Source organism: Plasticicumulans sp. (assembly GCF_035331805.1).
Lineage (GTDB): Bacteria > Pseudomonadota > Gammaproteobacteria > Competibacterales > Competibacteraceae > Plasticicumulans.
In genome coordinates this window covers 1-10,607 of the sequence record NZ_DAOLKE010000105.1, presented here as the reverse complement: position 1 = coordinate 10,607, position 10,607 = coordinate 1, and the positions used below count along the sequence as shown (strand labels likewise).

The window sequence follows — 10,607 nt, the reverse complement described above, 5'->3', positions numbered from 1 at the left end:
CCCTGCCCCGGCGCCGCGCTGATCCGGCCCGCCCCGCGGTCCCGGCTCGCGCGCCGCGGCGGCGGCGGATACAGTCGGGGCAACCATCACCGCCCGGGGTCCGTCATGGCCAGATCGAAGAAAGCCGAGTCCTCGAAGCGTCTGTTCGTGCTCGACACCAACGTCCTGATGCACGACCCGACCGCGCTGTTCCGCTTCAAGGAGCACGACATCCACCTGCCGATGGTGGTGCTCGAAGAACTCGACCGCGCCAAGAAGGGCATGTCCGAGGTTGCGCACAACGTGCGGCAGGTCAGCCGCTTCCTCGACGAGCTGATCGCCGGGGCCAACCGCGAGGAGATCGACCGCGGCCTGTCCCTGCCCTCGCCGGTCAACCTCGGGCGCACCTGCGCGCCGAGCGGCCAGCTGTACTTCCAGACCCGCCCGACCGGCCAGCACCTGCCGGCGACGCTGCCCGGCAACGTGCCGGACAACGACATCCTGAGCTTCGCGATCGCGCTGTCGCACGAGCATCCGAGCCGGCCGGTGACGCTGGTGTCCAAGGACATCAACCTGCGCATCAAGGCGACGATCCTCGGCATCCACAGCGAGGACTACCGCAACGACCAGGCGCTCGATGACATCGACCTGCTGTACTCCGGCAGCCGCGAGCTGCCGGCGGATTTCTGGGACACGCACAGCAAGGCGATGGACTCGTGGAAGGAGGCCGGGCGCACGTTCTACCGCGTGCAGGGGCCGGAACTCGACGAGTGGCACGCGAACCAGCTGCTGTACCTGCCGGGCGAGCTGCAGCCGAGCTTCCTCGTGCGCCGCCTCGATGCGCAGGGCGCGATCATCGAGCTGACGCGCGACTTCACGACCGCCAACCATGCGGTCTGGGGCGTGACGGCGCGCAACCGCGAGCAGAACTTCGCGCTGAACCTGCTGATGGACCCCGAGATCGACTTCGTGACGCTGCTCGGCGCCGCCGGCACCGGCAAGACGCTGCTGGCGCTCGCCGCGGGCCTCGCGCAGACGCTCGACCAGAACCGCTTCCGCGAGATCATCATGACGCGCGTGACGGTGCCGGTCGGCGAGGACATCGGCTTCCTGCCCGGCACCGAGGAGGAAAAGATGACGCCGTGGATGGGCGCGCTGATGGACAACCTCGAAGTGCTGGCCGCGACCCGCGATGCGCCCGGTGGCAGTGAATGGGGCCGGCAGGCGACCGCCGACCTGCTGTCCTCGCGCATCAAGATCCGCTCGCTGAACTTCATGCGCGGGCGCACCTTCCAGCAGAAGTACCTGATCATCGACGAGGCGCAGAACCTGACCTCGAAGCAGATGAAGACGCTGATCACGCGCGCCGGCCCCGGCACCAAGGTCGTCTGCCTCGGCAACATCGCGCAGATCGACACGCCCTACCTGACCGAGACCACCTCGGGCCTGACCTACGTCGTCGACCGCTTCAAGGGCTGGGCGCACGGCGGCCACGTGACGCTGCTGCGCGGCGAGCGCTCGCGGCTCGCGGATTTCGCGTCCGAGTCGCTCTGAAAGCCGCGCGCGGACGCGGCAGCGGCGGCTCAGGCCGCCGCTGCCCGCCGCGAACGCAGCAGCAGCCAGACGCCGACCGCGATCAGCGGCAGGCTCAGCCACTGTCCGACCGTGATCGCGAAGCCGCTCTCGTAGGCGGCCTGCGGCGTCTTCAGGAATTCGAGCAGGAAGCGCACGCCGAACACCCCGACCAGGAAGCTGCCGAGCAGCCGGCCCTCGGGCGTGGCGCGGCGCGTGCGCCGGTACAGCGCATACAGCCCGAGGAAGATCACGAGATACGCGAGCGCCTCGTAGACCTGCACCGGGTGGCGCGGGATCACGTCGACGCGCGCGAACACCACGGCCCACGGCAGCTCGCTCGGGTTGCCGAGGATCTCGGAGTTGAACAGGTTGCCGGTGCGGATGCAGGCACCGCCGAACGCGGTCGGGATGCTCAGGCGATCGAGCAGCCACAGATACGGCTGGTCGGGCCGCCGGCGCGTGTACAGCCAGAGCGCCAGGAAGATGCCGATCGCGCCGCCGTGGCTCGCGAGCCCGCCCTCCCAGACCGCGAGGATGCGCAGCGGATGCGCGAGGTAATAGGCCGGGTCGTAGAACAGCACGTGCCCGAGCCGGGCGCCGAGCACGGTGCCGAGCATCATGTAGATCAGCAGCGTGTCGAGTTCGTCCTCGGGCTTGCCCTCGGCGTGATAGATGCGGCGCATGATCTCGTAACCGGCCAGGAAGGCCGTCGCGAACAGCACGCCATACCAGCGCAGCGTGAAGCCACCGAACCGGACAATCTCGGGGTCGACGCTCCAGATCAGCACGTCCATCGGAATCAGCTCACTCCGCCGTGCCCGGGCACGGCCACGACAACCGCCTTCGGCCAGATCTTCAGCACCGCCTGCACGACGGTCGCCAGCGGGATCGCGAAGAACACGCCCCAGAACCCCCACAGGCCGCCGAAGGTCAGCACCGCGACGATGATCGCCACCGGGTGCAGGTCGACGACCTCGCTGAACAGCCACGGCACCAGCACGTTGCCGTCGAGCACCATCAGGATCGCGTAGGCCCCGATCAGCCACATGAAGTCCGGCCCCCAGCCCCACTGGAACAGCCCGACCAGCGCCACCGGCACGGTCACGACCGCCGCGCCGATGTAGGGCACGATCACCGACAGCCCGACCATGAAGCCGAGCAGCATCGCGTACTGCAGGCCGAGCCAGGCGAACACCAGGTAGCAGATCACCCAGTTGACCAGCACCTCCCAGACCTTGCCGCGCACGTAGTTGCCGATCTGGCGGTCGACATCGTCCCAGACCCGGCCGGCGAGGCGGGTGTCGGCCGGCAGGAACTGCCGGCACCAGCGCACGATCGGCACCTTGTCCTTCAGGAAGAAGAACACCAGCACCGGCACCAGGATCAGGTAGACGATGACGGTGATGACGCTGAGCACCGAGGCCAGCGACCAGGTCAGCAGGTTCTGGCCGACGCCGGCGATCTCGCGCTTGACCATCGCGATCGCATCGGCGATCTGCTGCTCGCTGACCACGCGCGGGTACTGCTCGGGCAGGCTCAGCAGGTACTTCTGCGCCTTCAGCAGCATGTCCGGCAGCTGGCGCGCGAGCTGCGTGGCCTGCTCCGAGAGCAGCGGCAGCGGCCCGGTCAGCGCGAACACCACGAGCCCCATGAAGCCGAAGAACACGATCAGCACCGCCGGCCAGCGCTGCAGCCCGGCGCGTTCGAGCTTGGCGACCAGGCCTTCGAGCAGGTATGCGATGACGATGCCGGCGAGCACCGGTGCCAGCATCCGCCCGAGCAACAGCACGATCGCGACCAGCGTGACGATGACGATGATCAGCGACACGGCCTGAGCATCGCTGAACACGCGCCTGAACCAGGCGAGGACGAAATTCATGCAGGCTCCGGTCGACCGGTCCTTCGCCGGCGGATGATTTGAAGAATCTGAAAAAGGACGGGGGCAGGACAGAAAACCGGGCGGACCGCGCAGCCGGGGTGGACGATGCAGGGGCCGCTACGGCTGCAGCCGCATCGGCGCGATGCGGGCCGACACTCTACCATCCAACGCCATCGAGCCGCTTTCACGACGATCCCCACGGAGGTCCGTGCCGATGAACCGCCCCCCCGAAACGCCGCTGCCCGCCCATGCCCACGCCGAGCTGCTGCAGCGCCTGCAGGCCCTGATCGCCTACGTCAGCCGCCGCCGGCAGGTCGAGGGTGACCTGACGCAGATCGCCGCCGACACCGCCTCGATGTTCGGCGCCGAGGCCTGCTCGATCATGCTGTTCAAGGACGGCGGCAGCGAGCTGCGCCTGCACCTGACCGCGCGCTCGCGACCGCTGCCGAAGGAACTGCGCGGCCAGGGGCTCAGCGAGGCGGTCGGCGAGGGGCTGGCCGGCCGGGTCGCTGCCAGCGGCCGGGCGCTGCTGGTGGCGGATCTCGCCGCGTCCGAATTCGCCGGCATCAGCCGCCACCACACCGGCAGCTGCATCTGTGCCCCGATCCCGGTCGCCGGACGCGTGCGCGGCGTGCTGAACCTGAGCCGCCCGCAGCCGTTCACGCACGACGACCTGGCGCTCGCCTGCATCGCCGGCCTGCTGCTCGGCCTGGCGCTGGAGCTCGCCCGCATCCAGGGCCTGCTGCGCTCGCGCTTCGCGCACCGGGCGATGGCCGAGGAACTGCGCGAGCATCCGGAGATGGACGCCGGCAGCCTCGGCGCCGACGCCGGACGCATGGCGCGCGTGCTCGGGCGGACCTTCTTCCGCGAGCTGCGCTCGGCCGGCTACGGCTCGGATCACATCCTGACCGCGGCGACCGAGGTGATCGGCGAACTCGGTCGCGACATCGGCAACAGCCGGAAAGCCGGAACGGTCGCCGACGACTAGTCCCACAGCGACAAGGGCGGCTCGCCGAGCGCGGCGAGACACTCGCGCAGCGCCAGCACGTGCTCCTCCCAGTAGCGCGGGCCGGCGAACCACGGAAAGGCCGCCGGGAAGGCCGGATCGTCCCAGCGCCGGGCGATCCAGGCGGCGTAGTGCAGCTGGCGCAGCGCGCGCAGCGGCTCGATCAGCGCCAGCTCGCGCGCATCGAAGTCGTGGAACTCGCGATAGCCCTCGATCAGTTCGGCGAGCTGCAGCTGACGCTCGTCGCGCTCGCCGGACAGCAGCATCCAGAGATCCTGCACGGCCGGGCCGCTGACGGCGTCGTCGAGATCGACGAAGTGGCAGCCTTCGTCGGTCCAGAGCAGGTTGCCGGGGTGGCAGTCGCCGTGCAGCCGGATCGACCGCCAGCGCAAGCCCGCGAAAGCGGCCTCGATCGCGGCGAGCAGGTCGCGGCTGAGCGTGGCATAGGCCTCGCGCAGATACGCCGGCAGCCAGGACCCGGCGAGCACCGTCGCGCGCGGCTCGTGACCGAAGCGTTCCACGTCGAGCGCCGGTCGCTCGCGAAACGGCGCCTGCGCGCCATGCGCGTGGATGCGCCCGAGCAGGCGGCCGAGCCGGTACAGCGTCTCCGGATCATCGAGCGGCGGCCAGCGGCCGCCGTGGCGCGGATACAGCGCATAACGGAAGCCCCGGTGACGGAACAGCGTCGTGCCATCGGCCGCCGCGAGCGGCGCGACCACCGGCAGCTCGGCCGCGGCGAGGTCGGCGCTCCAGGCGTGTTCTTCGAGGATCTGCGCATCGCGCCAGCGCCCGGCCCGGTAGAACTTCGCGACCAGCGGCGTGTCGTCCTCCCGACCCACCTGCCAGACCCGGTTCTCGTAGCTGTTCAGCGCCAGCAGCCGGCCGTCGCAGCGATGGCCGGCGGCTTCGACGGCGTCGAGGATGCAGTCCGGATCGAGACCGGCAAACGGCAGACGGTTCACCGGGCGAGTGTTTCGAGCAGGCCGCGGTCGGCGAGCATGCGCTGCAGGGCCTGGCTGATGATCTCGTTGACGATCTGCTCGTTGTCCTCGACTCCGGGCGAGCCGACCACCTGGCGCACGCTGTTCGCGCGGTAGTTGCCGCTGTAGCTGCTGGCGGCATTGCCGGCGATGGCGCGCACCTCGCAACTGGTGCGGACCTCGCCGACCGCCGGCTCGCCGCTGGCGTGATAGTCGATGCGCAGCAGCTCGACGCGCAGCGTGCGGCTGCCGGGCTGCGGCGCCGACAGCACGAAGCCCGCTGCCGTCAGCCGTTCGGCGAGCGCCTGGCGCACGGCCGCCGCCACGTCGTTGCGCGGCCCGACCGTGGCGGTCTGATAAACCCCGCCGCGGGTGCCGAACACCGCCGGCTGTGTGCGCGCATCGATGACTTCGAGCATGAGCGGCCGGCCGCGACCGAGCGGCGGCGCGGCCACGTCGAGCGAGGGATGGATGTTCAGGGTCTGCGGACTCAGTGCGCAGCCGCCCGCCACGGCGAGGACGGCACACAGCAGGCTACGACGCAGAACGGCGGACAGGCGCATGCGACCGACTCCGGAGCGTGTTGACCGCATGCAGCATACCGCAGAGCACCGCCGCTGCCGGACGCCGTGTTCACCGCTGCTGACACGGCCGGGGCTGCGCCGCACAGCACAGTCTGCAAGAATATCGTCCATCACCAGCACAGACGATGCTTGATCATGGCCGACGACTGCGCCATCGCCCTCGGGCAATCCCATCTGAACCTGTACCAGCGCATCGCCGAGGATCTGGCCACCGCGATCGCCAATGGCGAGCACGTCCCCGGCGAGCGCGTGCCCTCGGTGCGCGAGCTGGCGCGCCGGCTCGGCGTCAGCATCTCGACGGTCACCCAGGCCTACGGCCTGCTGGTCGATCGCGGCGTGCTCGAAGCCCGGCCGCAGTCCGGCTACTACGTCGGCCTGCGCGCACGCGCCAGCGCACCGGAACCGTCCAAGTCCCGCCCGGCCGTGCAGCCGATGCCGGTGTCCACCAGTGCGCTGACGCTCGAAGTGCTGGCCGGGGCCGGCGATCCGGGGCTCATCAACCTCGGCAACGCGGTCGCCGCGCCCGACCTGCTGCCGACTGCGTCGATCAACCGCTGCCTGATGTCGGTGATCCGCGAGATGCCGGAGCTGTCGGCGGTCTACGACGCGCCCTTCGGCCGCCCGGAGCTGCGTGCGCAGGTCGTGCGCCTCGCGCATGGCGCCGGCGTGCGCGCAGCCCCCGAGGAAGTCCTGATCACCGGCGGCTGTCAGGAAGGCGTGACGCTGTGCCTGCGCGCGCTCGCCCGCCCCGGCGACACGATCGCGGTCGAATCGCCGACCTTCTTCGGCACGCTGCAGGCGATCGAATCGCTCGGCATGCACGCCCTGGAGATCCCGACCCATCCGCGCACCGGCATCTGTCTCGACGCCCTCGAACAGGCGCTCGCGCAGTGGCCGATCCGCGCCTGCGTCGTGATGCCGACCAACGCCAATCCGGTCGGCTCGTGCATGGAGCTGGCGGAACGCCAGAAGCTCGTCGAACTGCTCGCGCGTCACGAGATACCGCTGATCGAGGACGATGCCTGCGGCGATCTCGGCTTCGCACCCGGCCCGCGGCCACCGGCCTGCAAGGCCTGGGACCGCGACGGCGGCGTGCTGCTGTGCTCGTCGTTCAGCAAGACGCTCGGCCCCGGCTACCGGCTCGGCTGGATCGCCGCCGGCCGTTTCGCCGAACGCGTGCGGCATCTGAAGCAGATGTCGAGCTTCGCCCCGGCGCCGCTGCAGCAGGTGGCGATCGCACGCTTCCTCGCCCGCGGCAGCTACGATCGCCACCTCGCCCGCGCCCGCGCCGGCTATGCGCAGCGCTCGGCGCGCGTGGCGGCGGCGGTCGCCCAGCATTTTCCGGCCGGCACCCGCGTCGCGCAGCCGGCCGGCGGCACCGTGCTCTGGGTCGAACTGCCGGAGGGGCTCGACACGCTGACGCTGTACCGGCGCGCGCACGAGGCACGCATCAGCTTTGCCCCCGGGGCGCTGTTCACGGCACAGAAGCGCTACCGCAATGCGCTGCGCCTGTACACGGCGCCGCGCTTCGATGAGCGCATGGACACGGCGCTGCGCACGCTCGGCCTGCTCGCGCAGCAGATGCAGGACGAAGCCGTCGCCTGAACCCGGTGCCCTGCCTGCGCCAAGCCCCGCAGAGCAGCGCAAAAACGCACAAAACAGAAAGCCCCGGTCACCCGGGGCTTTTCGTTGCTGCTGCGCCGGCCGGCTCAGGCCATTGCCGGCATCGCCTCGGTGGCAGCGCCGAAACCCAGCGTCGCCGCGACCACCGCCGCCGGCTGCACGCACTCCCGCACGGCATCGAGCACCTCGCGCGCATGCCACGCACACTTGCCGCACTGTCCGCAGCAACCGGTCTCGCGCTTGAGCGCCGACACCGTGCTGACGCCGCGTGCGGCAGCATTGCGGATGTCACGATCGGTGATTCCCTTGCAGATGCAGACGTACATGAACGGCGCTCCCGGCAGGCGTGGACGGTATGGCAGGCATCATTTCGCAAATGAGAATGCCTGTCAACAGCGAGCCGGAAACCGCTGCGATCAGGAGCCGCCCTCGCCCATCGCCGACTGCAGGTAGTTCGGCTCGCCGACCATGCCGACCAGTCCGAGCTGCGTCTCCAGCCAGTCGATGTGCTCCTCCTCGCTTTCGAGGATGTCCTCGAACAGCTCGCGCGAGACGTAGTCCTGGATCGTCTCGCAGTGGGCGATGGCTTCCTTCAGCACCGGGTGCGCCTTCAGCTCCATGTCGAGATCGGCCTTCAGCGCCTCGACGACGTTCTCGCCGATGCAGAGCTTGCCGAGGTCCTGCAGGTTCGGCAGGCCTTCGAGGAACAGGATGCGCTCGATCAGCTTGTCGGCATGCTTCATCTCGTCGATCGATTCCTCGTACTCGTGCCCGGCGAGCTTGTGGAAGCCCCAGTTCTTGAACATCTTCGCGTGCAGGAAGTACTGATTGATCGCGGTCAGCTCGTTCTTGAGCACCTTGTTCAGAAACTCGATGACCTTGGCGTCGCCTTTCATGGACGGTTACTCCTGCTGGGGGTTTGCGGTGGGTGAAAGCGTATAGCCGCCGGCGGGCGTCCTCGCGAGCCTGAGCGTTCAGGTCAACGCCGTTCGAAGCGCGTCTTCAGCACCGGCAGCGTCTGCACGCGGCGCACGCCGGCCAGTGCCCCGATGCGGGCCCGCACGGCGTCGAGACCGGCCAGATCGCCGGCGGCGACTTCGAGCAGCATGTCGATGTCGCCGGCGATCGAGTGACAGGCCACGACCTCCGCCAGGCCGGCGAGCTGCGGGGCGATGCGCTCGCACAGCGGTCCGTCGAGCTGCACGAGGAAAAACGCCCGCGTCGCCGGCGCGAGCGCCGCACCGAGGCGCACCCCGTAGCCGCGGATCACGCCCGAGCGTTCGAGCCGGCCGATGCGCTCCTGCAGGCTGCTGCGTGCGACGCCGAGCTTGCGCGCGAGGCTCGCGAGCGGTTCGCGGGCATTCGCACTGAGCAGCGCCAGCAGCTGGCGATCCTTGTCGGCATCGGGGACGTTCATCGGCGGCGACCTGGGCGGCACGGGGGGCTTGCGCCGGCCGCGGCCGGCGGATGTCGGGGGCGGCCGGTCGATGCGCCGGGTCGAAATCCGGCCGTCCCGGCAGCGAGCATGCCAGCACCTGCCCTGCCCGAGGAACCATCGATGTCACTCGAGATGAAACCCGCCTGCGAACGCTGCCGGCAGCCGCTGCCGCCGGACTCCCCCGACGCCCGCATCTGCTCGTACGAATGCACGTACTGCCGCGACTGCAGCGAGCACCGGCTGCACGGCCGCTGCCCGAACTGCGGCGGCGAGCTGCTGGCGCGGCCGCGCCGGCTGCCTACAGCCGGCGGATGATCGCCGCCGCCTGTTCGAGCGTCGCGTCGTCCTTGGCGAAGCAGAAGCGCAGCAGCCGCTGCGCCGGATCGGGCGCGACGCTGAACACCGATACCGGAATCGACGCGAGCCGCGCCTCGCGCGTCAGCCGCCGCGCCAGATCGACATCCCGCTCGTCGCTGATCGCCGAATAGTCGAGCAGCTGGAAGTAGGTGCCGGCCGAGGGCGTGCAGCCGAAGCGCGAACCCTCGATCAGCCGGCAGAACAGATCGCGCTTGCGCTGGTAGAAGGCCGGCAGCTGCTGCCAGTGCTGCGCCTCGGCCTCCAGGTAATCGGCCAGCGCGTGCTGCATCGGCGTCGAGGTCGAGAAGGTCACGAACTGGTGGATCTTGCGGAACTCCGCCGACAGCGCCGCCGGTGCGATGCAGTAGCCGATCTTCCAGCCGGTGGCATGGAAGGTCTTGCCGAACGAGGACACGACGAAGGCCCGCGCCGCCAGCTCCGGATGAAGCAGCACGCTCTCGTGCCGGCGGCCGTCGAAGACGATGTGCTCGTAGACCTCGTCGGACAGCAGCCATATCCCGCGCCCGCGCAGCAGCGTCGCGAGCTGCTGCATGTCCTCGGCCGACCAGACGCTGCCGGTCGGGTTGTGCGGCGTGTTGAGGATGACGAGCCGCGTGCGCGGACTCAGCGCCCCGGCAAAGCGCTGCCAGTCCGGCCGGAAATCCGGCCCCGCCAGCGGCACGTGCACGGCCCGGCCGCCGGCGAGCTCGATGCCGGGCTCGTAGCTGTCGTAGCAGGGGTCGAACACGATCGCCTCGTCGCCGGCGCGCAGCACCGCCTGGATCGCGCAGAACAGCGCCTCGGTCGCGCCCGAGGTCACGGTGACCTCGTGCACCGGATCGGGCGCAACCCCGTAGGCCGCGAGCGTCTTCGCGGCGATCGCCTCGCGCAGGCGCGGCACGCCGGTCATCGGCGCGTACTGGTTGTGACCGGCCTGCAGGTGCTGCACGACCGCCTGCAGCAGGGCCGGCGGCACGGCGAAATCCGGAAAGCCCTGCGACAGGTTCAGGGCCCCGCACTCCTGTGCGAGCGCACTCATGACCGTGAAGATCGTCGTGCCGACGCGCGGCAGACGCGAAACGAGCGGCGCCGTCATGACGCGGTCTCCTCGGGATTTCAGCTCGGGGTCGGAGGCAGGGCTGTGCAACGCTCCCCTAGTAGTGCAAAGTGTCGCGCCCTCACAGCC

12 protein-coding genes are annotated in these 10,607 nt (G+C 69.9%); 4 read left to right on the top strand and 8 right to left on the bottom strand.

What is annotated here, in order from left to right; translation table 11 throughout:
• The first annotated feature begins 105 nt into the window (after positions 1 to 105).
• Complete coding sequence (locus PKE44_RS09375) at positions 106 to 1,533, top strand: PhoH family protein (RefSeq protein ID WP_324550400.1); 1,428 nt, start codon at positions 106 to 108, stop codon at positions 1,531 to 1,533.
• A gap of 29 nt (positions 1,534 to 1,562) precedes the next feature.
• On the opposite strand, the gene lgt is transcribed toward PKE44_RS09375, so the two are convergent.
• Entirely contained in the window at positions 1,563 to 2,348 is a 786-nt protein-coding gene (gene lgt, locus PKE44_RS09370) for a prolipoprotein diacylglyceryl transferase (protein WP_324550398.1), read from the bottom strand.
• A gap of 5 nt (positions 2,349 to 2,353) precedes the next feature.
• Entirely contained in the window at positions 2,354 to 3,433 is a 1,080-nt protein-coding gene (locus PKE44_RS09365; RefSeq protein WP_324550395.1) for an AI-2E family transporter, read from the bottom strand.
• A 214-nt stretch (positions 3,434 to 3,647) separates the two neighbouring features.
• Between PKE44_RS09365 and PKE44_RS09360 the strand changes: the two genes are divergently transcribed.
• The gene (locus PKE44_RS09360; RefSeq protein WP_324550392.1) at positions 3,648 to 4,421 is read left to right on the top strand and encodes a GAF domain-containing protein; all 774 of its coding nucleotides are present in this window, start codon (positions 3,648 to 3,650) and stop codon (positions 4,419 to 4,421) included.
• Here the strand turns inward: PKE44_RS09360 and PKE44_RS09355 are convergent.
• Together PKE44_RS09355 and PKE44_RS09350 are read right to left on the bottom strand one after the other, a co-directional pair.
• Complete coding sequence (locus PKE44_RS09355) at positions 4,418 to 5,392, bottom strand: serine/threonine protein kinase (protein ID WP_324550402.1); 975 nt, start codon at positions 5,390 to 5,392, stop codon at positions 4,418 to 4,420. The two genes, PKE44_RS09360 and PKE44_RS09355, sit on opposite strands and share 4 nt — an antisense overlap.
• A gap of 5 nt (positions 5,393 to 5,397) precedes the next feature.
• Positions 5,398 to 5,982, bottom strand: coding sequence for a YajG family lipoprotein (locus PKE44_RS09350; RefSeq protein WP_324550390.1), 585 nt, complete (start codon positions 5,980 to 5,982; stop codon positions 5,398 to 5,400).
• Between the two features lie 156 nt (positions 5,983 to 6,138).
• On the opposite strand from PKE44_RS09350, the gene PKE44_RS09345 reads away from it, so the two are divergent.
• Complete coding sequence (locus PKE44_RS09345; RefSeq protein WP_324550388.1) at positions 6,139 to 7,608, top strand: PLP-dependent aminotransferase family protein; 1,470 nt, start codon at positions 6,139 to 6,141, stop codon at positions 7,606 to 7,608.
• A gap of 104 nt (positions 7,609 to 7,712) precedes the next feature.
• Here PKE44_RS09345 and PKE44_RS09340 read toward each other — a convergent pair whose 3' ends face one another.
• The 3 genes from PKE44_RS09340 to PKE44_RS09330 form a co-directional block, all read right to left on the bottom strand.
• Entirely contained in the window at positions 7,713 to 7,952 is a 240-nt protein-coding gene (locus PKE44_RS09340; protein WP_324550386.1) for a (2Fe-2S)-binding protein, read from the bottom strand.
• Between the two features lie 90 nt (positions 7,953 to 8,042).
• Entirely contained in the window at positions 8,043 to 8,522 is a 480-nt protein-coding gene (gene bfr, locus PKE44_RS09335; RefSeq protein ID WP_324550383.1) for a bacterioferritin, read from the bottom strand.
• Positions 8,523 to 8,605: 83 nt separating this feature from the next.
• Positions 8,606 to 9,043, bottom strand: coding sequence for an Lrp/AsnC family transcriptional regulator (locus tag PKE44_RS09330; RefSeq protein ID WP_324550381.1), 438 nt, complete (start codon positions 9,041 to 9,043; stop codon positions 8,606 to 8,608).
• 141 nt (positions 9,044 to 9,184) lie between these two features.
• Here PKE44_RS09330 and PKE44_RS09325 point away from each other — a divergent pair, with 141 nt between their 5' ends.
• On the top strand, positions 9,185 to 9,379 hold the full coding sequence (locus tag PKE44_RS09325) for a DUF1272 domain-containing protein (RefSeq protein WP_324550378.1): 195 nt from the start codon (positions 9,185 to 9,187) through the stop codon (positions 9,377 to 9,379).
• Here PKE44_RS09325 and PKE44_RS09320 read toward each other — a convergent pair.
• On the bottom strand, positions 9,363 to 10,517 hold the full coding sequence (locus PKE44_RS09320; RefSeq protein ID WP_324550375.1) for a pyridoxal phosphate-dependent aminotransferase: 1,155 nt from the start codon (positions 10,515 to 10,517) through the stop codon (positions 9,363 to 9,365). The genes PKE44_RS09325 and PKE44_RS09320 overlap by 17 nt on opposite strands.
• Positions 10,518 to 10,607 lie beyond the last annotated feature (90 nt).